This window comes from Pseudomonas sp. FP2338, assembly GCF_030687515.1.
Classification (GTDB): domain Bacteria; phylum Pseudomonadota; class Gammaproteobacteria; order Pseudomonadales; family Pseudomonadaceae; genus Aquipseudomonas; species Aquipseudomonas salomonii.
Genome location: NZ_CP117436.1, coordinates 5,511,631 through 5,534,881, shown reverse-complemented (window position 1 = coordinate 5,534,881; position 23,251 = coordinate 5,511,631). Strand labels below are relative to the sequence as shown.

Sequence of the window (23,251 nt, the reverse complement as noted above, 5' to 3'; positions counted from 1 at the left end):
AATTTTTATCGACCCATTAAATCGCAAATAGTTTGCAAAGTGCCACCAATCGCGCGCGGAATACGCTTCAATTCAGGGGCTTACCACATTTTTTTCTTAATCAACCCGGTGGTGTTTTTCTATTTATCTTCTGACTCGCAGGTCACTAGCCTCTGGCAAGCACAACTGAATGTGCACTAAAAAAGCCAGAGGAAACCTCGATGAACACGTCAATGAGCCGCGGGCCCGTTTCAGCGCGCTATGCGCTGGCGCTGGTCACTGCCAGCCTGCTGTCCCTTTCCGTACACGCCGCCAACCTGACCCGCGATAATGGCGCCGCCGTGGGCGACAATCAGAATTCACAAACCGCCGGGGCCAACGGCCCGGTGCTGTTGCAAGACGTGCAACTTATTCAAAAGCTGCAGCGCTTTGACCGTGAACGCATCCCGGAGCGCGTGGTTCACGCCCGTGGCACCGGCGCCCACGGCACTTTTACCGTTACCGACAACCTCAGCGACCTGACCAAAGCCAAAGTCTTCGCAGCCGGTGAAGCCACCCCTGTATTCGTGCGTTTCTCGGCGGTGGTGCACGGCAACCATTCCCCGGAAACCCTGCGTGACCCGCGCGGTTTCGCCACCAAGTTCTACACCAGCGAAGGTAACTGGGACCTGGTAGGCAATAACTTCCCGACGTTCTTTATCCGCGACGCCATCAAGTTCCCGGATATGGTCCATGCGTTCAAACCGGACCCGCGCACTAACCTCGACGATGACTCCCGTCGTTTCGACTTCTTCTCCCATGTTCCAGAATCCACCCGCACACTCACCGAGTTGTATTCCGACTCCGGCACGCCAGCCAGTTATCGCGAAATGGACGGCAACGGTGTACATGCCTACAAGTTGATAAACGCCAAGGGCGAAGTGCACTACGTCAAGTTCCACTGGAAGAGCCTGCAGGGCATCAAGAATCTGGACCCCAAGCAAGTAACCGACGTGCAGGGGCGTGACTACAGCCATATGACCAACGACCTGGTCACTCACATCAACAAGGGCGACTTCCCCAAGTGGGACCTGTACGTGCAAGTGCTCAAGCCTGAGGATTTGGCCAAGTTTGATTTCGACCCACTGGACGCCACCAAGATCTGGCCTGATGTACCGGAACGCAAAGTCGGGCAGATGGTGCTGAACCGCAACCCGGCCAACGTCTTCCAGGAAACCGAGCAAGTGGCCATGGCCCCGGCCAACCTGGTGCCGGGCATTGAGCCGTCGGAAGACCGCCTGCTGCAAGGTCGGGTGTTCTCCTACGCCGACACGCAGATGTACCGCCTGGGGCCGAACGCCCTGCAACTACCGATCAACGCACCTCGCGTTACCGTCAATAACGGTAACCAGGATGGCGCAATGAACACCGGCAAGACCACCACGGGCGTGAACTACCAGCCAAGCCGCCTGCTGCCGCGTGAAGAGCCGCAAGCCGCGCGTTACAGCCAGTCGGCGCTGTCGGGCAGCACCCAGCAGGCAAAGATCCAGCGCGAGCAAAACTTCAAACAGGCCGGTGACTTGTACCGCTCCTATAGCAAGAAAGAGCGTCAGGACTTGATCGAAAACTTCGGCGGCTCCCTGGCCACCACCGATGACGAAAGCAAGCACATCATCCTGTCGTTCCTCTACAAGGCTGACCCTGAGTACGGCACTGGCGTGACCAAGGTGGCAAAAGGCGACCTGGCGCGCGTCAAGGGGCTGGCAGAAAAACTGACTGACTGACGTTGGTGACGGTCGGCGCCCGCTGATGGGCGTCGACCCCGCGCTGGAGAAAACCATGCGAATTTCTATCGGTTTACTGATGGCCATGCTGGCCTTTGTCGCCCATGCCGAGTCGCCCGACCCGGTCGCGCTCAAGGCCCAGTTGCAGGACTACTATTTCGACGCCGCCCGCCGTGGCGATATCGACATGCTCAACACCTTTATCGAATCCGGCTACAGCCTCAACACCCAGGACGATAAGGGTTACACCGCGTTGATTCTTGCCGCCTACCACGGCCAGGCTCCGTTCGTGGAACGCCTGCTCAACGCCGGCGCCGACGCCTGCGTGCAAGACAAACGCGGTAACACCGCCCTCATGGGCGCGATCTTCAAAGGCGAGCTGAAAATCGCCCAGCGCCTGCTCGCCACCGACTGCAACCCCGACCAGCGCAACGGCGCCGGGCAGACCGCCGCCATGTACGCCGGGCTGTTCAAGCGTGTTGAATTGCTGGATGAGTTAAAGGCCAAAGGCGCCGACCTTAACGCCGAAGACCCGATCGGCAACAGCGCTTCACGTTTGGCCAGTGGCGAAATCCGGACCCCGGCGCCGCGCTGAGCTATCATCGCGGTTTTTCGGTTGGAGGTTTTCAAATGGCAAAGGCCAAGCGCATGTACGGCTGCACCGAGTGCGGCGCGACCTTTCCCAAGTGGGCCGGCCAGTGCACCGAGTGCGGTGCATGGAACACCCTGACGGAAACCATGATCGAAAGCGGCGGCGCTGCAGCCCCCACCGGCCGTGCCGGTTGGACCGGGCAGCAGGCGCAGATCAAGACGTTGGCCGAAGTCAGCGTCGAAGAAATCCCGCGTTTCTCCACCGCGTCCGGCGAGCTGGACCGCGTACTGGGCGGCGGGCTGGTGGACGGCTCGGTGGTGCTGATCGGCGGCGACCCCGGCATCGGCAAATCGACCATCCTGCTGCAAACCCTGTGCAGCATCGCCAGCCGCATGCCGGCACTCTACGTCACCGGTGAAGAATCCCAGCAGCAAGTGGCCATGCGCGCCCGCCGCCTGGGCTTGCCCCAGGATCAACTGCGGGTCATGACCGAAACCTGCATCGAAAGCATCATCGCCACGGCGCGCGTCGAAAAGCCCAAGGTCATGGTGATCGACTCGATCCAGACGATTTTCACCGAGCAGCTGCAATCGGCACCTGGCGGCGTGTCCCAGGTGCGTGAAAGCGCGGCGCTGCTAGTGCGCTATGCCAAGCAGAGCGGCACGGCGATCTTCCTGGTCGGCCACGTAACCAAAGAAGGCGCGCTGGCCGGGCCGCGGGTGCTTGAGCATATGGTCGACACCGTGCTGTATTTTGAAGGCGAATCCGATGGCCGCCTGCGTTTGCTGCGGGCGGTGAAGAACCGCTTTGGAGCGGTCAACGAGTTGGGCGTGTTCGCCATGACTGACCGCGGCTTGAAAGAAGTCTCCAACCCGTCAGCCATTTTTCTCACACGTGCCCAGGAAGAAGTGCCGGGAAGTGTGGTGATGGCGACGTGGGAAGGCACCCGCCCGATGTTGGTGGAAGTGCAGGCGCTGGTGGATGACAGCCACTTGGCCAACCCACGGCGTGTCACGCTCGGCCTGGATCAGAACCGCTTGGCGATGCTGTTGGCGGTGCTGCACCGTCACGGCGGCATTCCCACCCATGACCAGGACGTGTTCCTCAACGTGGTCGGCGGGGTCAAGGTGCTGGAAACCGCTTCCGACCTGGCGCTGATGGCGGCGGTGATGTCCAGTCTGCGTAACAAGCCGTTGCCCCATGACTTGCTGGTGTTTGGTGAGGTCGGCCTGTCGGGCGAGGTGCGCCCGGTGCCGAGCGGCCAGGAGCGTTTGAAGGAAGCGGCCAAGCACGGCTTCAAACGCGCGATCGTGCCCAAGGGTAATGCGCCGAAGGAAATGCCGGCGGGGTTGAAGGTGATTGGCGTCACGCGGCTGGAACAGGCGCTGGATGCACTGTTCGAGTAATCAGTAACACTGCAAAACCAATGTGGGAGCTGGCTTGCCTGCGATAGCTTCACCTCGGTCTTCCTGAAAGACTGCGGTGAAGCTATCGCAGGCAAGCCAGCTCCCACATTTAGTCAGTGTTGGCTGTTAGGTTTCCAACAGGGCCGCTAACTCGCGGTGCAGCTCTTCCTCATCCCCGAGGTTCAATTCGATCAACCGCCGCAAATGGCTGATCGACTCCAGGTCTATGTGCTCACACACAAACCCCAACTGGCCATGGTCATCGTGGGCCAGTCTGACCTGCATCTTTATATGCGCCTGCGGATCCAGACGGATATCCACATCAAACGGTTGAGCGCGATTGCCCTGCCAATCTTCAGGGCGCTGCACCAATAAACCTTTGAGCGACAGATCCACCAATTGCACCGGCCAATTCCAGCGGTCTTGCGCAATGGTCGTTCGCGCATCAAAGGCAATACGCCGGAAACGGCGCCGATCTGACGGTTGTTCACTCATGGTCAAACCCTCTGTGGATAAGGGAATTGTAGCCCTACGCCATCATCGGGCCTTTATTTCTGCTTTTTTTACCGTTGCAAGGCTCTAGACCAACGTAGGGGGGTGGCCTTTAGGGCCAACAGCGCTAAACTCGGGCTGGCTGTCTTTCTGTCCACCCTGGCTGGAATATAAAAATGAAAAATAATAATAGCCTGCTACGCCACCTACCCTGGCTGGTGCTGGCAATCGTAGGAGCATGCGCCCTGGGCGTAGTGGCCTTGCGCCGCGGCGAGGCGATCAACGCCTTGTGGATTGTGGTTGCTGCTGTCGCCATCTACCTGGTTGCGTACCGTTACTACAGTCTGTTCATCGCTAACCATGTGATGCAGCTCGACCCACGGCGGGCCACCCCCGCAGTGCTCAACAATGACGGTCTGGACTATGTGCCGACCAACAAACACATTCTTTTTGGTCACCACTTTGCGGCGATTGCCGGTGCAGGTCCGCTGGTCGGCCCGGTACTGGCGGCGCAGATGGGCTACCTGCCCGGCACGCTTTGGCTGATTGCCGGCGTGGTGCTGGCCGGTGCGGTGCAGGACTTCATGGTGCTGTTCCTGTCCACTCGTCGCAATGGCCGCTCCCTGGGGGACATGGTTCGCGAAGAGATGGGCCGCATTCCGGGGACCATCGCGCTGTTTGGCTGCTTCCTGATCATGATCATCATCCTTGCGGTGCTGGCGCTGATCGTGGTCAAGGCTTTGGCCGAGAGCCCGTGGGGCATCTTCACGGTGATGGCGACCATCCCGATTGCGATGTTCATGGGCGTGTACATGCGCTACATCCGTCCTGGCCGCATTGGGGAAATCTCGGTCATCGGCGTGCTGTTGCTGCTGGGTTCGATCTGGCTGGGCGGGCAAATCGCCGCTGACCCGGTGTGGGCCAAGGCCTTCTCGTTTACCGGGATCCAGATCACCTGGATGCTGGTGGGCTATGGTTTCGTCGCTGCGGTACTGCCGGTGTGGCTGATCCTCGCTCCGCGTGACTACCTCTCCACGTTCTTGAAAATCGGCACCATCATTGCCCTGGCGATCGGCATTCTGGTCACCATGCCAGAGCTGAAAATGCCGGCCCTCACCCAATTCATCGACGGCACCGGCCCGGTATGGAAGGGCGGCCTGTTCCCGTTCCTGTTCATCACCATTGCCTGTGGCGCGGTTTCGGGTTTCCACGCACTGATTTCCTCGGGCACCACGCCCAAGCTGCTGGATAACGAAGTCAACTCGCGCTACATCGGTTACGGCGCGATGCTGATGGAATCGTTCGTGGCCATCATGGCCATGGTTGCCGCTTCGGTCATCGAGCCTGGCGTGTACTTCGCCATGAACAGCCCGGCTGCGGTAGTCGGCGCTGACGTGGTGACGGTGGCGCAAACCGTCAGCAGCTGGGGTTTTGCAATTACCCCGGAAGCCTTGACGGCAGTGGCCCATGACATCGGTGAAACCACCATCCTGGCGCGTGCCGGCGGTGCGCCGACCCTGGCGGTGGGTATCGCGCAGATCCTGCACAGTGTGCTGCCGGGTGAAAACACCATGGCGTTCTGGTACCACTTTGCGATTCTGTTCGAGGCTCTGTTCATCCTGACCGCCGTCGACGCCGGTACCCGTGCCGGACGCTTCATGCTCCAGGATCTGCTCGGCTCCTTCGTGCCGTCGCTCAAGCGTACCGAGTCCTGGACCGCCAACCTGATTGCTACGGCAGGTTGCGTGGCAATGTGGGGCTACCTGCTGTACCAGGGCGTGATCGACCCGCTGGGTGGGATCAACACCTTGTGGCCGCTGTTCGGTATCTCCAACCAGATGCTCGCCGGTATCGCGCTGATGCTCGCCACCGTTGTGCTGATCAAAATGAAGCGCCAACGCTACATTTGGGTGACCATGCTGCCGGCTGTCTGGCTGCTGATCTGCACCGTGACCGCAGGCTTCATCAAGCTGTTCGACGCTAACCCGGCGATCGGCTTCCTGTCGCTGGCCAAGAAGTACAGCGATGCCCTGGCCAACGGCCAGATCCTCGCGCCGGCCAAGAACATCGACCAGATGCAACATGTGATCTGGAACGCCTACACCAACGCAACGCTGACGGCGCTGTTCCTGTTCGTGGTCTTCAGCATCCTGTTCTATGCGCTCAAGGTCGGCGTCGCCGCCTGGGGCAACAAAGAGCGTACGGACAAAGAAGCCCCGTTCCAGGCTGTACCGGACGCGTAAACGAGGATTGCAACCATGTTCAATGACATCAGTCGCCTCGGTAAATACCTCGGTCAGGCCGCGCGCCTGATGGTCGGCATGCCCGACTACGACACCTACGTCGAGCATATGCAAACCAAGCACCCGGACAAACCGATGATGGACTACAAGGCGTTCTTCCGCGAACGCCAGGAAGCCCGTTACGGTGGCAAGGGTGGGCCCAAGTGCTGCTGACCCGGTATTCGGGCTGGCGGTGATCCCATGTGGGAGCGGGCTTGTGTGGGAGCTGGCTTGCCTGCGATAGCGTCACTGCGGTGTAGCTGATACACCGCGGTGCCTGCATCGCGGGCAAGCCCGGCTCCCACATGGGTCTGCTCCCACATTTGTTTCTGTGTTTCTTCAAGGAGAATTTTTTGTCCTCTCCCATCCCCGTCACCATCCTCAGCGGCTTCCTCGGCGCCGGCAAAACCACCTTGCTGCGCCACCTGCTCAAAGCCGAGCACGGCCTTAAAATCGCCGTGATCGAAAACGAATTCAGTGATGCGGGCATCGACACCCAACTGTTGGGCGCCGAGCCTGTACAAGTCATGACCCTGTCCAATGGTTGCGTGTGCTGCACCATCCACACCGACCTGACCAAAGCCCTGTACCTGCTGCTCGAACGCCTGGACAGCGGCGAGATCGCCTTCGACCGCCTGGTGATCGAGTGCACCGGCCTGGCCGACCCTGCGCCCGTGGCCCAGACCTTTTTCATCGACGAGGAGCTGCGCGAGCGCTACATCCTCGACGGCATCATCACCCTGGTGGACGCGGCCCACGCCGAACACCACCTGACCCAGACCATCGCCCAGGCCCAGATCGGTTTTGCCGACCGCCTGCTGGTGAGCAAGCGCGACCTGGTGGACGAAGCCACCTTCGACGCCCTCAGCCAGCGCCTGACCCGCATCAACCGACGCGCGCCGATTCGGGTGGTCGACCACGGCAAAATCGACCTGGCCGAACTGCTCGACGTGCGCGGCTTCAACCTCAACGCAGGCATGACCCTGCGCCCGGTCAGTGCCGCGCCATCCATCGACCGTATTTCCAGCCTGGTGCTGCGCACCGACCAGCCGCTGGATATCGACCGGCTCAGCGAGTTCATGAATGAGTTGCTGGAAGATCACGGCAAACAGCTGCTGCGCTACAAAGGCGTGCTGAACATTGCCGGGGAAGACCGGCGCATGGTGTTTCAGGGCGTGCTCAAGCTTTACGGTTTCGATTGGGACACCGAATGGGCCGAGGGCGAGGCGCGTGAAAGTGTGATTGTGTTTATTGCCGACGAGTTGCCGGAAGACAAAATCCGCGAAGGCTTTGCCCGGGTCTACCAATAATCCTGACTTGAATTGCAATCCTGTGTGGGAGCTGGCTTGCCTGCGATAACGGTGGGGCAGCTAATGATGTGCCAACTGACAGGCCGCTATCGCAGGCAAGCCAGCTCCCACATTGAACCGTATTTCAATTTGAGATCGGGCATAAAAAAGCCCGGCTCAAGAGCCGGGCTTTTCAGTCACGCAACTGCAATCAAGCGCCGTACACCGGCAGCTTTTTGCAGATGGCCTTGACCTTCTCACGGACCGCGTCAATCACGGCTTCGTTGTTCAGGTCTGCCAGGATGTCGCAGATCCAGCCGGCCAGCTCTTTGCACTCTGCTTCTTTAAAGCCACGAGTGGTCACAGCCGGGGTGCCGAAGCGCAGGCCGGAGGTGACGAACGGCGAACGTGGGTCGTTCGGCACGGAGTTTTTGTTCACGGTGATGAAGGCTTTGCCCAGGGCAGCGTCAGCATCTTTACCGGAAATGTCCTGCTTGATCAGCGACAGCAGGAACAGGTGGTTTTCAGTACCGCCGGACACCACGTCAAAGCCGCGCTCGATAAACACGCTGGCCATGGTCTGGGCGTTCTTCACCACTTGTTGCTGGTAAGTCTTGAACTCAGGCTGCAGGGCTTCTTTGAAGCAAATCGCTTTGGCAGCGATGACGTGCTCCAGTGGGCCGCCCTGGGCGCCTGGGAATACCGCGGAGTTGAGCTTCTTCTCGATCTCGGCGTTGGCGCGCGCCAGGATCAGGCCGCCACGTGGACCACGCAGGGTCTTGTGGGTAGTGGTGGTGACCACGTCAGCGTAAGGCACCGGGTTCGGGTAGACGCCAGCGGCGACCAGACCGGCTACGTGAGCCATGTCCACGAACAGGTAGGCGCCAACCTTGTCGGCGATAGCGCGAAAGCGCGGGAAGTCGAGGATCTGCGAGTAGGCAGAGAAACCGGCCACGATCATTTTTGGCTTGTGTTCAACCGCCAGGCGCTCGACTTCGTCGTAGTCGATCAGGCCGTTGGCGTCGATACCGTATTGAACGGCGTTGTACAGCTTGCCGGAGGAGGAAACGCTGGCGCCGTGGGTCAGGTGACCGCCGTGGGCCAGGCTCATGCCCAGGATGGTGTCGCCGCCTTGCAGCAGGGCCAGGTACACGGCGCTGTTGGCTTGGGAACCGGCGTGCGGCTGAACGTTGGCGTAATCGGCGCCGAACAGTTCCTTGGCGCGGTCGATAGCCAGTTGCTCAACTACGTCGACGTACTCGCAACCGCCGTAGTAGCGCTTGCCAGGGTAGCCTTCGGCGTACTTGTTGGTCAGAACCGAACCTTGAGCCTCCATCACCGCAGGGCTGGTGTAGTTTTCCGAAGCGATCAGCTCAATGTGCTCTTCCTGGCGCACGGCTTCTTGCTCCATGGCGGCGAAGAGATCGGCGTCGTACTTGGCAATAGTCAAATCACGGCTGAACATGGCGGTCCTCAAGGATCGGGGGCAGAAAAAGAGGGCATTCTAACTCAATGGGTTTTAGATGGCATATGAAAGGACATCATGTCGCGGACAAGTGGGATTCACTTGGGGATCAGCGGTGCCTTGACGGGCCCCATCGCAGGCAAGCCAGCTCCCACACTTGAATGGGGTTCACACATCAAAATGTGGGAGCCGGGCTTGCCCGCGATGCGGCCATCAGCCCCAGAGCAACCTCTCAGTCGAACATGAAGAGGGCATCATTGCTGAACTGCGCCTCAAACCGGTTCGCCGGCATCGGCCGCCCAAACAGATACCCCTGCACCTCGTCGCAACCATGCTCACGCAGGAAATCCAGCTGCTCATGGGTTTCCACGCCCTCGGCGATCACCGCCAGGTTGAGGCTGTGGGCCATGGCGATAATTGCGCGGGCAATTTGCGCGTCCTGCTCGCCGGACGGCAGGCCGTCGACAAAGGTGCGGTCGATCTTCAACACATCAATGGGGAATTGCTTGAGGTAGTTGAGCGACGAGTAACCGGTGCCGAAGTCGTCCACCGCAATGCTCAGGCCCAGGTTTTTCAGGCTGGCGAGGATCTGCATGGCCTCGTTGACTTCGCGCATCAGAATGCTTTCGGTCAGCTCCAGCTCCAGGCACGCCGGCGGCAGGCCGGTGTCCTTGAGAATAGTGGCGATACGCTCGCCCAACTGCCCATCGGAGAACTGCCGCGCCGAGATGTTCACCGAGACTTTCGGCACGCGCACCTTGTTCTGGTGCCAGGTCTTGAGCTGGCGGCAAGCCTCAGAGATCACCCAGTCGCCCACGTCCACCACCAGCCCCAACTCTTCCAGCACCGGAATGAAATCCCCCGGCGGCACCAGCCCACGGCGCGGGTGACGCCAGCGCAGCAGGGCTTCGGCGCCGGTCAGGCGCTTGCCGTCGCCGCTGAACTGCGGTTGGTAATACAGCACGAATTCGTTCTGTTCCAAGGCATGGCGCAGGTCGCTTTCCAGCTCCAGACGCTCCAGGGCGCTGGCGTTCATGTCGGCCTGATAGAACTGGAAGTTGTTCTTGCCGCGCTCCTTGGCGTGGTACATCGCCGTGTCGGCGTTTTTCATCAACTGGCTCAACTCGTTGCCGTCCTGCGGGCTTAAGGCGATGCCGATACTGGCGGTCACAAAGAACTCGCGGCCCTCCAGCACAAACGGCTTCACCAGGCTCGCCAGAATCTGTTCGGCCACGCTGATTGCGCGGTTCAACGCCATCTCGCGGCTCACCCGTGGTTGCAGCAGCAGGGTGAACTCGTCACCGCCCATGCGCGCCACGGTGTCGTCTTCGGCCACGCAGCCCAGCAGGCGCGTGGCCATTTCCTTGAGCATGCGGTCGCCGGCGGCGTGGCCCAAGGAGTCGTTGATCGGTTTGAAACGGTCGAGGTCGAGGAACATCAGCACCACCCACGACTTTTGCCGTTCGGCCGACTGCAACGCGGTGTGCAGGCGGTCCTGGAACAGCGTGCGGTTGGGCAGGTGGGTCAGGGCGTCGTAATACGCCAGGCGATGAATGCGCTGTTCGCTGGCCTTGCGCTCGCTGATATCGCTGAAAAAACACACGTAGCTGGCCAGGTCGCCTTCATCGTCGAACACGGCGGTAATGCCGACCCAGGCCGGGTAATGCTCGCCATTGCGACGTTTGAGCCACACTTCACCTTCCCAGGTGCTGTGCTGATGCAGCTGCTTGAGCACGTAACGCAGGTGGGCTTCCTGCTGTTCGTCGACGGTGAGCATGTTCGGCAACTGGTCGAGCACATCCGCCACGGCATAGCCGCTGACTCGGCTGAACGCCTCGTTGGCCTGCACGATATAACCGGCCGGGTCGGTGATCAGGATCGCCGAGGTTGAGTGCTCGAATACCGTGGCCGCCATGCGCAGGTCTTTTTCGGCGCGGCGTTGCTGGCTGATGTCACGGCCCACGCCAAGAATGCCTTCGAACGCGCCGTGCTCATCCCACACCAGCACCAGGCGCAGCTCAATCGGCACCTTGCGGCCATCGGCGCGCAGGCAGTCGAACAGGAACAGCTGGGTATGCACTTGATCACGCAGCGTATTCAGCGCGGCGGGGTCGCCCAGGGCACGGCTGACCTGTTCCATCAGGCTGTAAATGCCGGCCAGTTGCTGCGGGTTGGCGATGATCGACTGCCAGCCGTTCTTGAACACCCAGTCCACGTCATAACCCAGCACGGCGTTGACCGACGGGCTGACGTAGTTGAGGGCCAACTGGCTGTCGGTGGAGCAGATCACGTCGCTGATGCTTTCGGCCAGCATGCGGTAGCGCTGCTCGCTGTCGCGCAGGGATTCGCTGGCTTCGATCTGGTCGGTGATGTCCTTGGCCACGCCGATGATGCGCGTGACCACCGCGGTTTTGTCGCGGGCCAGGGCCTGCTCGCGGATATCAAAGCGCCGCCACTGGTTATTGCGATGACGAAAGCGCAACTGGCACTGCAACTGCGTGGTGTAACCGACCTCACGTTGGCGTTGGCGCAAGTCGTGGTAGTACTCGGCATCTTCGGGGTGCAGCAGGATTTCCCAGAAGTACTCGCCCATTTGCTGCAGTTCGGCCTTGTTGTAGCCGAGGGTGTGGCCCAAATGGTGGTTGCTGAAAATCATGCGCTGGCTGATCACGTCCTGCACATACAGGTGATCCGGCACGGTGCGCACCACGTCCGACCAGAAACTCTCACGCTCCACCAGCGACAGCTCGATCAGCTTGCGGCTGGTGATATCGTTGATGCTGAGGATCACGGCTTTGAAGTCGTCCTGCTGCTCCGGCAGGCGCATCACCAGCCACAAGTACTGATCGTTGCCGGCGACGTCATTGAGCTGGATTTCCAGCTCCAACTGCTTTTGCTGGGTCAGCACCGCCTCAAGCACTTGATAGCCGATGGCGGTGGCATTGCGTGGGCAATCATCGATCAGGCGTTCCCAGGCTTCCTCGCATGAGCCAACATTCAACAGGCGCACGGCCACCTGGTTGACTTCGGTAATGCGCAATTCCCTGAGCAATTGCTGACGTTCTGCGGCGTTATTGTGCAGCCAGGCCTGCAATTGCTCGCGAGTCTGCTCCCGGGTTTTGTCAAAAAACGCCTTGAGCCCTGACAGGTCCAGCACGCACAGGGCCACGCCGGTGCCTTCGAAAATATCCTGGTAACGCCGGCGGCCCTCATGCACCTGGCGCTGGCGGCGGCGCATGTTCAGCAGCACGATCAGCGGGATCAGCGAGAACGCCAGGCCCAGCAGGCATTTACCGATAAACGCCGGCAGCAGTTGTTGCAGCACCGCACTGCGGTCGAACAGGCCGCGCAATTGCCAGTCGCTTTTGCTCAGGGGCGTGACCAGTACGCTTTTGCTCAACTCATCCGGCGTCAATGCCGTGGCCCACTGTGCGGGCATGCCATTGTCACGGCTGACCACGCGGTGGTTCAGGCGGTTCTCGATGGCCCACATCGGGCGCTGGCCCTGGCCGTCCTGGCGGGTGAGGTTGCTCAGGTAGTTGGGCGCCAGGCGCAAGGCCCAGTACATTTTCGAGCCGCCACTGGGCTGCTGCAGCAACAGATAGATCAGGGTGCCGTCGGCGTTGTTGCTCAGGTAATAAGGTTGCGAGTGGCTGCGCTGCACCAGTTCTTCGAGCCAGGCGCGGTCCTGGCTGTCTTTGGCGCTGTCACTGATCAGCGCGCCGCTGGGGGCGAGCAGGGCGACACTGCGCAGCTCCGGCAGAGTACGTTGCAAGGTACGCATCAAGGCTTGTTGCTGTTCGTCGTTGCGCGGCGGCTCGACCATCGGTAGCAGGTTCAGGGCGATTTTCGCACTCAGGGCCATGCTCAGGCTGATTTGTTCAGCCAGGTCGGCGCTGTAGTCGATGGTGTATTGCTGCTGGTTTTTCTGGTTTTGCTGCAGCTGGTCCAGCAGTTGCCAGAACAATAAGGCCAGCAGCATCAGCACCAGCATCGCCAATGCGCCTTTAAAAGTGCCGTGCAGGGGCGCGCCCGGCGCTATATGAGCGGCGCGCAAGGGCGTAGGCGGCGTGACTTTGGACAAGCTGTGATCCTGCGGTTTGGCTGGACTGGCGCGCGACGTGCACTATAAGCCGGACGCCCGGAGGGCGGCTAGCATGCCTTGCCTTGTGGCAAAGTGCCAGCCCCGCCTGGCTGGACTGCCCAAGCGCATTCAGGTAGCTTTGCCGGTTACGCGGGGGCGTTCCAGCCCCAGACATTCAGGCTTTTTTCCGCTCGCAGGCATTGATGATAGTCAACGGCCCGCGCGGCGCATGGCCTGCACGGGCTTCGCCCGCTTAATTCATCAGTCACTGACGCTAGGTTCACCATGGCTCAATACGTCTTCACCATGCATCGGCTGGGAAAAGTTGTTCCGCCGAAGCGGGAAATCCTGAAAAACATTTCGCTGTCCTTCTTCCCCGGCGCCAAGATCGGCGTGCTCGGCCTCAACGGTTCGGGTAAGTCCACGCTGCTGAAAATCATGGCCGGCGTCGACACCGAGTTCGAAGGCGAAGCCCGCCCGATGCCCGAACTGAACATCGGCTACCTGCCGCAAGAGCCGATCCTGGACCCGACCAAGACCGTGCGTGAAGTGGTCGAAGAAGCGGTGGCCGTGATCAAGAACGCCCAGGCCCGCCTGGACGAGGTGTACGCCGCCTACGCCGAAGAAGATGCCGACTTCGACAAACTGGCCGCCGAACAGGCCAAGCTCGAAGCCATCCTGCAGGCTGGCGACGGCCACAACCTGGAGCGCCAGCTGGAAGTCGCTGCCGACGCGCTGCGTTTGCCGGCGTGGGATGCCAAGGTCGAATTTCTCTCCGGCGGTGAGAAACGCCGTGTGGCCCTGTGCCGCCTGCTGCTGTCGGCTCCCGACATGCTGCTGCTCGACGAACCGACCAACCACTTGGACGCCGATTCCGTCGCCTGGCTGGAGCACTTCCTGCACGACTTCCCGGGCACCGTGGTAGCGATCACGCACGACCGTTACTTCCTCGACAACGTCGCCGGCTGGATCCTCGAGCTCGACCGTGGCGCCGGTATCCCTTACGAGGGCAACTACTCCGGTTGGCTGGAAGCCAAGTCCGACCGTCTGGCAGCCGAATCCAAGCAACAATCGGCCCACGAAAAAGCCATGAAGGAAGAACTGGAGTGGGTGCGCAAAGGCGCCAAGGCCCGCCAGTCCAAATCCAAGGCACGTCTGCAACGCTTTGAAGAAATGCAGTCGCAGGAATTCCAGAAGCGCAGTGAAACCAACGAGATCTACATCCCGGCCGGCCCGCGCCTGGGTGACAAGGTCATCGAATTCAAGAACGTCTGCAAAGGCTATGGCGACCGCGTGCTGATCGACAACCTGTCGTTCTCCATGCCAAAAGGCGCGATCGTCGGCGTTATCGGGGGTAACGGTGCGGGTAAATCCACACTGTTCCGCATGCTGATGGGCAAGGAAACCCCGGATTCGGGCAGCATCGAAATCGGTGAAACCGTGCAGCTGGCCTGTGTGGACCAGAGCCGCGAAGACCTCGACGGCAGCAAAACGGTATTCCAGCAAGTCTCCGAGGGTTCGGACCAGATCCGCATCGGCAACTATGAGATCCCGTCGCGCACCTACGTCGGCCGTTTCAACTTCAAGGGCGGTGACCAGCAGAAGTTCGTCAAGGACCTGTCCGGTGGTGAGCGCGGTCGCTTGCACCTGGCCCTCACCTTGAAAGAAGGCGGCAACGTGTTGCTGCTCGACGAACCGTCCAACGACCTCGACGTTGAAACCCTGCGTTCCCTGGAAGAAGCCCTGCTGGACTTCCCGGGCGCCGCCATTGTGATCTCTCACGATCGGTGGTTCCTGGACCGCGTCGCGACGCACATCCTGGCCTACGAAGATGACTCCCAAGCGGTGTTCTTCGAAGGTAACTACACCGAGTACGAAGCGGACCGTAAAAAGCGTTTGGGCGATGCTGCTGCCCAGCCGCACCGTGTACGGCACAAAAAACTGGCCTGATTCGGGTGGGTGGTTTGAAAAAGCGGAGCCTTCGGGCTCCGTTTTTTTTGCGCGTGATTCAGGAGTACCGAGGTGGATTCATCGCAGGCAAGCCAGCTCCCACCTTTGACCATTTTTCAAATTGGGAAACCGATCAAATGTGGGAGCTGGCTTGCCTGCGATAACGGTTTGCCTGTTGGTGCATTCGCTGATTTGAAATCCCCTTAATGGTGCAAAAAATCACAGTAATTTATATATAAAGCACCATTTAAATTCACAAAGGCGACATTTTGCGCTTTTCAGGTGCAACATGAATTGCTAAGGTCCGGCTCAATCTCATTTAAAAACAATCAATTTGCCGAGACTTCTCCATGATCGAATCTGTCGAATCCTTCCTTTCGCGTCTCAAGAAACGCGACCCCGACCAGCCGGAGTTCCACCAGGCCGTAGAAGAAGTCCTGCGCAGCCTGTGGCCGTTTCTCGAGGCCAACGCTCACTACCTGACGTCGGGTATTCTGGAGCGCATCTGCGAGCCGGAACGCGCGATCACGTTTCGGGTGTCGTGGGTGGATGATCACGGCAAGGTTCAGGTCAATCGCGGGTTTCGCATCCAGATGAACAGCGCCATCGGCCCCTACAAAGGCGGCCTGCGTTTTCACCCGTCGGTGAACCTGGGCGTGCTCAAATTCCTCGCCTTCGAACAGACCTTCAAAAACTCCCTGACCTCGCTGCCCATGGGCGGCGGCAAAGGCGGCTCGGACTTCGACCCCAAGGGCAAGAGCGACGCCGAAGTGATGCGCTTCTGCCAGGCATTCATGAGCGAGCTGTACCGCCACATCGGAGCCGACGTAGACGTGCCGGCCGGCGATATCGGCGTGGGCGCGCGTGAAATCGGCTTCCTGTTTGGCCAGTACAAACGCCTGAGCAACCAGTTCACCTCAGTACTGACCGGCAAAGGCATGGCCTACGGCGGCAGCCTGATCCGCCCTGAAGCCACCGGTTTCGGCTGTGTGTACTTCGCCGAAGAAATGCTCAAGCGCAACGGTCAGCGGGTGGAAGGCAAGCGCGTAGCCGTTTCGGGTTCCGGCAACGTCGCGCAATATGCTGCGCGCAAAGTCATGGACCTGGGCGGCAAGGTGGTTTCTCTGTCCGACTCCGAAGGCACCTTGTACGCCGAAAGCGGTTTGACCGAGGAGCAATGGTCGGCGCTGTTGGAGCTCAAAAACGTACAGCGCGGGCGCATCAGTGAACTGGCCGAGCGTTTTGGCCTGGAGTTCCGCAAAGGCAAAACCCCGTGGGAGTTGGCCTGCGACATCGCGCTGCCCTGCGCCACCCAGAACGAACTCGACGCCGAAGCCGCCCGCACGCTGCTGCGCAACGGCTGTATCTGCGTGGCCGAAGGCGCCAACATGCCAACCACGTTGGAGGCTGTGGATATCTTTATCGAGGCAGGCATTCTGTTCGCGCCGGGCAAAGCCTCCAACGCCGGTGGTGTGGCCGTGAGTGGCCTGGAAATGTCGCAGAACGCCATGCGCCTGCTGTGGACCGCAGGCGAAGTCGACAGCAAGCTGCACAACATCATGCAGTCGATCCACCACGCCTGCGTGCACTACGGCGAAGAAAATGGCCGGGTCAACTATGTGAAGGGCGCGAACATCGCAGGCTTTGTGAAAGTCGCCGATGCGATGCTGGCACAAGGCATCGTCTAAACCTCGGGCTCGACGCGCAGCACCTCGATCAACTGATCGCCGACGGGGCGCTTCCACAGCACCTCGTCGCCGACTTGCGCACCCAGCAATGCGCGGCCCAGCGGTGAGCCCCAGTTGATCAGGTGGGCATGGGCGTCGGCCTGGTCTTCGCCGACCAGTTGAATGCGCTGTTGTTCGTCCTGCTCGTTGGCAAAAGTCACCCAGCTGCCGATCTGTACCTTGTCGGTGGAAGTGGCCGGTGCTACCACTTGGGCGCTTTGCACACAGCGCAAATCGCGCTCAAGGTCTGCCAGGCGCTGCTTATTGTCCTGGGCGGATTCGAGGCTGTATTCCTCCTGCAACTGTGCAACCTTGGCCTGCAACTGCACCAACCCTTGCGCGGTGAGACGATTGGGCTGCTCACTCACCAGGCGCTCCACCGGCTGGTCGGCCTGGGCGGCGGCGTTGTCTTCATTTACAAAAGCTCGGCTCATGACGTTCTCCTTCTATGAAGGTTGGGCCATGGTCGCCGCGTGATCGTTCCCACGCTCTGCGTGGGCATGCAGCCCTGGACGCTCTGCGTCAGCTTTTCAGGAAAGCGACCTATTGCGTGCGATAGGCGCGGGCAGCGTCACGATCCTTCTCCTGCTGCCAGGCGCGTTCACGGTCATCCCAGTGATTGTCCTTGTAGTCGCGCAACTCCTCGTTCTCGCGCATGGCCTTGCACTGGCGAAAGCCGTCTTCCCAGCCTTCGGCGTATTCACGGTCTTTCAGATAGCGCGGCACGTTCTTGCGAAACTCCCCACTGATCACGCCAGCCGCCTGGCGACCACTGCTGCAACCGTCGTCAAAGCCATCGGCAAAGGCCGGAGGATAACCCTTGGCGATTAAATCCTGATGGGTGGACTGGCAACCCGACAACCACACTAGCGCACACAGCATTACCGCAGACCGCCACATGGCGTACTCCCTGGCCGCTTTACGGCTGATAGGGGAAGTCTAGTCAGGGATTTGTCGGGGAGGCGTGAAAGGGCGGTGAGAAAAGTGTTGAGTTAAAGCGCCATCAACGACGATTCCCTTTAACTTGCAGGACGTTTCCTAGAGAATCGCTGGCCTATTGTGCCTTAGGGTTTGGGGCACTAGTCTCCTGGCTCCGCTGTGAAAACAGCGGCCGGGTTTAGCGACCCGAACCATCGAGACTCATCCTCTTTACACACTTGGCAGGCGGTTTTTATACCTGTCGATATCGTGTTATGGCGGCTGTGCGCGGGAGATCTTCGGATCTGCCGGGTGTCTAGGTGACCGGTTCGCTAACCTGCGTACAGCTGCCACCCTTTCATGTTTAGCGACGTGCTTTGGTGGTCCTTTATCTCACTTGGAAGGTACACCATGTCTAAAGTCGTCCCCGATCCACCCCTGTCCTCAATCACCACCCTCGGCGTCGTCACCTTTGGCGACTACGGCGAAAACCAAAAGCCGCTGTTCCGCATCAATGCCGGCATGCCGATCGACGAAGCGCTGGAACACGCCTCCACCCTGCTGTTTTATTCCAAAAAACTCGCCATGGAAGCCGCCATGGACGTGCGCGGCGAGCAATACGCCTGGGCCGCGCATTACCTGTGTGAAATGGGCAAAGCCGTCGTCGACGACCTCACCCAAGCGATGACGCCCGCAACTTAAAGCCTGACACTATCGTTGTGGCGATCACGCTTGTTGTGGCGAGCGGGCTTGCCCTGCGTTGGGCTGCGAAGCGGCCCCAATAAGGAGGAGTGCGGTGTATCTGGCACTCCTCGGTTAACTATTTTGGGGCTGCTACGCAGCCCAACGCAGGGCAAGCCTGCTCGCCACAGGGTTGTCGATAGTTTCAGTTAAAGCTGTGCGGCCTTCAATCGTAATAGCCCACTGTTTTTTTTAGTTGATCTGCGTACTCGTAAATCTCGTCTATTGACGAAATCGCGTGTCGGGTCTCATTTTTATCTTCGTCAAATATCCCGATGTACTTCTGGCTGCGATTAAAGTGAAGGCGGCAAATAGGTTTGCGATTGTTGTCGTCCAGCAGTATCCCAAAATAGCTTTGGGTATCTCGTTGAACAATGCGCTTTGCATCGACTACGGATCGGACCAGGGCGCGAACGATGTGATAGCCCTCCAGCTCTTCAAGCGTTGTCAGAATCTTGTCTTCTGACTCGTCCCTATCCTGCGTATCTGCATTCGCGCTGTTTGCGACGGGGAGTGATGCCATTGTCGGTTGGATCGCGCCACTCATTGCAGACTTCAGCCGATCGTTGATCTGGTCATTCAAAAATTGGGCTAACGCTTTTCGTGTCAGTTCGAAAAATTGTTCGCGCACTTTCTGTGTGATTACACCTTCGTAGACACGGGATGCGAAGAATTTCACGAAATCATCTTCTGGCTTGCTAACTTGAGCGCCGATGAGTTTTTTGAGTTGGCTGACGTATTTCAGCTCTCCGGCTGCATTGATGATCGAGTCAACATCGAAAGCCGACTTGGTGAGCTTGATCAACTCAGGTACGGCGTACTCATCAATGTCCAGTAGGTCGAGCTCTAGAAATGGCTTTTCGTCCATTTTATTAGGGGCGTCTAAGTCAGTAAAAAACCTGTAGACCTGGCCGTTGGTGAGAATTGAAATTCTTGCGCTCGTAACGTGAAAATACCGAAAAAGCTGTGAGGCATGGTTGATGCTCAATGACTCACCGATTTTTTTGCATTCGATGAGTATTTGGACTTCACCTTCTTTCATGATTGCGTAGTCGATTTTTTCACCTTTCTTCGTCCCTACATCACAGACAAATTCTGGCGTCACTTCCTGTGGATCAAATACGTCGTAGCCCAATACGGTGTTGATGAAAGGCATTACGAAAGCATTTTTTGTCGCTTCTTCTGTTTGAATGGCAGGGCCTTGTAACCGAACTTTTGCTGCCAAACTGGTTAGCTTTTCAAAGAAATCCATGGTGAGCCTCTTACCTATTCAGATCCGTGTATAGATGGGATGGCAATTTGATTGCCATCCGATACTAGTCACAAAACCCCACAAAGAGAATAAAGTAAGAGCCTGTTTTGCTCGACTGAAAAAAGCTAAAAAACTGTCTGAAATTTCCTGTCTATTTATCAATAGGTTAGAAGCAGGCTACGAGTTTGTGTGTGTTGATGATGGTTTTTCTAGACTAGTTAGAACGGCATGTTCAGCCAATTCCTGCTGGATAAACGCCGCAATCATGGCGCGATACACCTGCTCAGTGACCTCAGGGTTGGCGCCCGCCGCTTCGGATAAGCCCCTCACCTTGGCAATCACCTGTTCGACCCGTTGCGGCGCCTTGACGCCATCGGCGTCTTTTTTAAAGCGCGCCGCCTGGGAAACGTAGTGGCCGCGCTCGGCCAGCAGGGTGACGATTTGTTGGTCGAGGCGGTCGATGTTTTCGCGGACTTGTTCAAGGGAGGTGCAGTTAACAGCCATGTTGAGGGAGCTCCAGATTGCGATGTATTGGGATATGCACGGGCCAAATGTGGGAGCGGGCTTGCTCGCGAAAGCGGTGGGTCAGTCAATACATCGTTGCCTGAACGAGCGCTATCGCGGGCAAGCCCGGCTCCCACATTTGAGCTGCGGCGGGCGCAGAACTCAAGCCAGGTGCACAAAAAGGTGGGAGCTGGCTTGCCTGCGATGGTGGTGGGTCAGTCAATACATCATTGCCTGAACGAGCGCTATCGCGGGCAAGCCCGGCTCCCACATTTGAGCTGCGGCAGGCGCAGAACTCAAGCCAGGTGCACAAAAAGGTGGGAGCTTCGCCGGGTCTCAAAGATCAGTAGTGATACCACTTCACTTCAAGCATCACTTCATTCACCGGCGTCGACAAATGGCTGTACTCACGCTGGGCACTCAAGCGCAGGCCCAGGTTGCGCGACAATTCCCACTGTTGGTTCAGGCTGATGCTGCGCCGTACTTCGCCATTGGTGAAGAAATCACCCTTGGCTTCCAGGCTCAGATTCCCCAGCGGGTTCTTCCACAGCACACCCGTGTTGAACCCGGCAGCCGGTGAGATGGCTTCGCTGAAGTCGTTGTTATGCTCCACACGCACGGTGCCGAGGGCAAAACCCAGCATGTCGTCGGTGAGTTGCCAGGTGCCGCCGGCGCCGCCGTTGACGTGGGCAACCAGGGTTTCGTCGTCGTGTTTGCCCGGCACGCGTTCCAGGCCGCCGGTCACTTGCCAGGACCACGGTTGCAACAGCGCGTTGCGCGGGGTCAGGGAGCGGATGGTGGCCAGGTCGAGTTGCTGCAGTTGCCAGTGGTTGCCCTCGTACTGGCGCAGTTTCATTTGCAGGATTTCGATCTGCGCGCCCAGCGGGAAGCCTTCGGCGTTGTCGTTGAGGTCATGGTAGGCCATGCGCAGGCCGTATTCGCCGAAGGTTTTGCTGCCTCGGGTGCCGATGCCGGCTTGCCAGGTGCGCGATTCGTGGCCGTCTTCCGGCAGGCCGGGGCGTTCGATTTTAAGGTCGGGCGCCGGGTTCTGGTTGATCGCGCGCAGCAGTTCGAAGCTGCGTTGCGAGCGTTCGGTGTCACGCTCCAGGCCATTGGCGCGGTAGCGGCCGAGGCGATAGGCGGCGTCGATAATCAGCGCCTGACGTTCGCGGGGCAGGGCTTTGAAGGCCGGTTCCTGCAACTGCTTCTGGTCATCGCTGATTTTCAGCACCCATTGCTGCTCGTCGCCATCCAGTGGCTTCGCGCGTTCCAGCAACTCGCGTTCACGGGACGGACGGTAGTCGATCTTCTCCACCAGCCCAGCTTCTTTTACGGCTTTGACGGTGTCGGTGGGAATCGCCGTGAGCGGGAATTGCTCGGTCAGGCGCAGGCTCGGGCGCGCTACTTGCAGCAGCTCCAGCAGGCGATAGGAGCAGTTTTCATCGAAGAAGAAGTAGTCGAACTGGATCTGCTTGAGCTCCCACACGTGCTCGACCATGCGCTTGGTCTCGACTTCGGTAAGGTTCAGGCGGTATTCCCACAGGTCGCGGTTCTCGAGGCTGCGGTATTCCGAGAGTTTTTCCTGGTACGGCACCAGCGCGAACAGGCCGGGGTAGCCGCCCATCAGGCCTTTCCAGGCGTAGAGGATGCTGTTGTCGGAGCCTTCGATATAGGCGCCGAAGTTGATCGCGTAGCTGAGCAGGGCGGTGTTGTTGCTCTGCACGTCAGCCTGGTCGATACGCAGCAGCGTGTGGCCGAACATCGACGACGGGCTGTTGAGGTAGGCCGCCGGGAAGATCATCACCGCGCTGTGGGGCGCGACGTCCTTGAACCATTGGGTGAATTCTTTGCACTCCAGCGCGGGCAAATCGGTCAGGTTCAACTGACTCTTGAGCCAGCGGGTACGTGCGGGGTAAACGCATTGGGCGTGCTTTTCGCCGAGGCTTGCCGGGGCGTACAAAGCCTGCACGGTGGCCTGCAGTTCCTGGTCCGGGTGGTGGGCGCCATCGGGGGCGAGGAAGAACTTTTTGTCGCTGACATAGCTGCGCCAGCCCTTGAGCTTACCGGCCTCGTAATGGCCCAAAGACAGCCAGAACGGATCATTAGCCAGTTGCTGCAAACGTTGATCATCAATATGCGGCGCCGCGTACAGCGGGGCGCAGGCGAAGAGTGCCAGCCAGGCAAAGCGTTTGAGCATAAGGGCAACTTAAGTCGGAAGTAGTGAGACCCAAAGGGGAAGCGGGCCCAAAAATAGAATCAAAAATAAAACCAGAAATAAAACCCGCGCCTCGAAAGGCGCGGGCCAGTCGAGCTTAAGCCTGGGTGGCGTATTTGGCCAGGCGGGTATCGCTTTTCAGTACAGCCAGGGTGTTGTTGTGAACGTCATCGGCGGTCACGTCAGCTTTGCTGAAGATCTGCTGGAAGTGCTCGTGGGTCACGGCCGCGAAGTGCTCGCGATCTTCCGGTGCAACGCCCAGTACCACCGCGTAGGTGGTCAGCGCTTCGCCGTTGCCTTTGGCCATGTCTTCGGACAGCTCGTTCATCATGCCATTCATGGCAATCCAGGACTTGCCGCCGTAGGTCAGGGCGCTGTTGGTGCTGCAACCGTTGGTGCCCGAGGTCATGCCGAAGGTGGCGTTACCCGAGGTGCCGTTGGTGGTGGAAGCGAGGAAGTGAGCCGGAGTACCGCGCTGGCCTTCGAACAGCATGTTGCCCCAACCGCAGTTCGGGCCACCTGGCGATTCAGCCATTGCATTGAGGGAGACAACGGTGAAGAGAGTACCAAGAAGGATCCGTTTCATAGCTTT

The 23,251-nt window shown here is 59.3% G+C and carries 18 protein-coding genes; 9 read left to right on the top strand and 9 right to left on the bottom strand.

The window, feature by feature from the left end; all coding sequences use genetic code 11:
* The first annotated feature begins 200 nt into the window (after positions 1–200).
* From PSH96_RS25000 to radA, 3 genes are read left to right on the top strand one after another with little or no spacing between them, the layout of a single operon-like run.
* A complete protein-coding gene (locus PSH96_RS25000) occupies positions 201–1,742 on the top strand; it encodes a catalase (RefSeq protein WP_370694315.1) in 1,542 nt (513 codons plus the stop codon).
* A gap of 55 nt (positions 1,743–1,797) precedes the next feature.
* Complete coding sequence (locus tag PSH96_RS24995; RefSeq protein ID WP_219269353.1) at positions 1,798–2,337, top strand: ankyrin repeat domain-containing protein; 540 nt, start codon at positions 1,798–1,800, stop codon at positions 2,335–2,337.
* 35 nt (positions 2,338–2,372) lie between these two features.
* Entirely contained in the window at positions 2,373–3,740 is a 1,368-nt protein-coding gene (gene radA / locus PSH96_RS24990; RefSeq protein ID WP_305455849.1) for a DNA repair protein RadA, read from the top strand.
* Positions 3,741–3,866: 126 nt separating this feature from the next.
* On the opposite strand, the gene PSH96_RS24985 is transcribed toward radA, so the two are convergent.
* Positions 3,867–4,235 (bottom strand): PilZ domain-containing protein, encoded by a 369-nt coding sequence (locus PSH96_RS24985; protein WP_305455847.1) that lies wholly within the window; start codon positions 4,233–4,235, stop codon positions 3,867–3,869.
* A gap of 173 nt (positions 4,236–4,408) precedes the next feature.
* Here PSH96_RS24985 and PSH96_RS24980 point away from each other — a divergent pair, with 173 nt between their 5' ends.
* The 3 genes from PSH96_RS24980 (at position 4,409) to yjiA (ending at position 7,824) form a co-directional block, all read left to right on the top strand.
* Positions 4,409–6,475 (top strand): carbon starvation CstA family protein, encoded by a 2,067-nt coding sequence (locus PSH96_RS24980; protein ID WP_200431478.1) that lies wholly within the window; start codon positions 4,409–4,411, stop codon positions 6,473–6,475.
* 15 nt (positions 6,476–6,490) lie between these two features.
* Positions 6,491–6,688 (top strand): YbdD/YjiX family protein, encoded by a 198-nt coding sequence (locus PSH96_RS24975; RefSeq protein ID WP_003176208.1) that lies wholly within the window; start codon positions 6,491–6,493, stop codon positions 6,686–6,688.
* Positions 6,689–6,819: 131 nt separating this feature from the next.
* On the top strand, positions 6,820–7,824 hold the full coding sequence (gene yjiA / locus PSH96_RS24970; protein ID WP_305455843.1) for a GTPase: 1,005 nt from the start codon (positions 6,820–6,822) through the stop codon (positions 7,822–7,824).
* Between the two features lie 190 nt (positions 7,825–8,014).
* Here the strand turns inward: yjiA and glyA are convergent, their stop codons facing one another.
* Together glyA and PSH96_RS24960 are read right to left on the bottom strand one after the other, a co-directional pair.
* Positions 8,015–9,268, bottom strand: coding sequence for a serine hydroxymethyltransferase (gene glyA, locus PSH96_RS24965; protein WP_015885982.1), 1,254 nt, complete (start codon positions 9,266–9,268; stop codon positions 8,015–8,017).
* A gap of 232 nt (positions 9,269–9,500) precedes the next feature.
* The gene (locus PSH96_RS24960; RefSeq protein ID WP_305455841.1) at positions 9,501–13,352 is read right to left on the bottom strand and encodes a bifunctional diguanylate cyclase/phosphodiesterase; all 3,852 of its coding nucleotides are present in this window, start codon (positions 13,350–13,352) and stop codon (positions 9,501–9,503) included.
* 285 nt (positions 13,353–13,637) lie between these two features.
* On the opposite strand from PSH96_RS24960, the gene ettA reads away from it, so the two are divergent.
* Positions 13,638–15,302, top strand: coding sequence for an energy-dependent translational throttle protein EttA (ettA, locus tag PSH96_RS24955; protein WP_056858231.1), 1,665 nt, complete (start codon positions 13,638–13,640; stop codon positions 15,300–15,302).
* A 350-nt stretch (positions 15,303–15,652) separates the two neighbouring features.
* Complete coding sequence (gene gdhA / locus PSH96_RS24950) at positions 15,653–16,990, top strand: NADP-specific glutamate dehydrogenase (protein WP_305455839.1); 1,338 nt, start codon at positions 15,653–15,655, stop codon at positions 16,988–16,990.
* Here the strand turns inward: gdhA and PSH96_RS24945 are convergent.
* Together PSH96_RS24945 and PSH96_RS24940 are read right to left on the bottom strand one after the other, a co-directional pair.
* On the bottom strand, positions 16,987–17,463 hold the full coding sequence (locus tag PSH96_RS24945) for a GreA/GreB family elongation factor (protein ID WP_305455837.1): 477 nt from the start codon (positions 17,461–17,463) through the stop codon (positions 16,987–16,989). The genes gdhA and PSH96_RS24945 overlap by 4 nt on opposite strands.
* Positions 17,464–17,572: 109 nt before the next feature.
* Positions 17,573–17,929, bottom strand: coding sequence for a hypothetical protein (locus PSH96_RS24940; RefSeq protein WP_017139297.1), 357 nt, complete (start codon positions 17,927–17,929; stop codon positions 17,573–17,575).
* 429 nt (positions 17,930–18,358) lie between these two features.
* Between PSH96_RS24940 and PSH96_RS24935 the strand changes: the two genes are divergently transcribed.
* Complete coding sequence (locus PSH96_RS24935) at positions 18,359–18,649, top strand: DUF3077 domain-containing protein (protein WP_219269347.1); 291 nt, start codon at positions 18,359–18,361, stop codon at positions 18,647–18,649.
* A gap of 205 nt (positions 18,650–18,854) precedes the next feature.
* On the opposite strand, the gene PSH96_RS24930 is transcribed toward PSH96_RS24935, so the two are convergent.
* The 4 genes from PSH96_RS24930 to PSH96_RS24915 all read right to left on the bottom strand — a co-directional run bounded on the left by PSH96_RS24930 (position 18,855) and on the right by PSH96_RS24915 (position 23,245).
* On the bottom strand, positions 18,855–19,940 hold the full coding sequence (locus tag PSH96_RS24930; protein WP_305455833.1) for a type I restriction endonuclease: 1,086 nt from the start codon (positions 19,938–19,940) through the stop codon (positions 18,855–18,857).
* A 177-nt stretch (positions 19,941–20,117) separates the two neighbouring features.
* Positions 20,118–20,444, bottom strand: a complete 327-nt coding sequence (locus tag PSH96_RS24925) for a chorismate mutase (RefSeq protein ID WP_305455832.1) — start codon at positions 20,442–20,444, stop codon at positions 20,118–20,120.
* Between the two features lie 343 nt (positions 20,445–20,787).
* Positions 20,788–22,641, bottom strand: a complete 1,854-nt coding sequence (locus tag PSH96_RS24920) for a DUF4105 domain-containing protein (protein ID WP_305455829.1) — start codon at positions 22,639–22,641, stop codon at positions 20,788–20,790.
* 115 nt (positions 22,642–22,756) lie between these two features.
* Positions 22,757–23,245, bottom strand: coding sequence for a DUF3015 domain-containing protein (locus PSH96_RS24915; RefSeq protein ID WP_017139294.1), 489 nt, complete (start codon positions 23,243–23,245; stop codon positions 22,757–22,759).
* Positions 23,246–23,251: the final 6 nt, after the last annotated feature.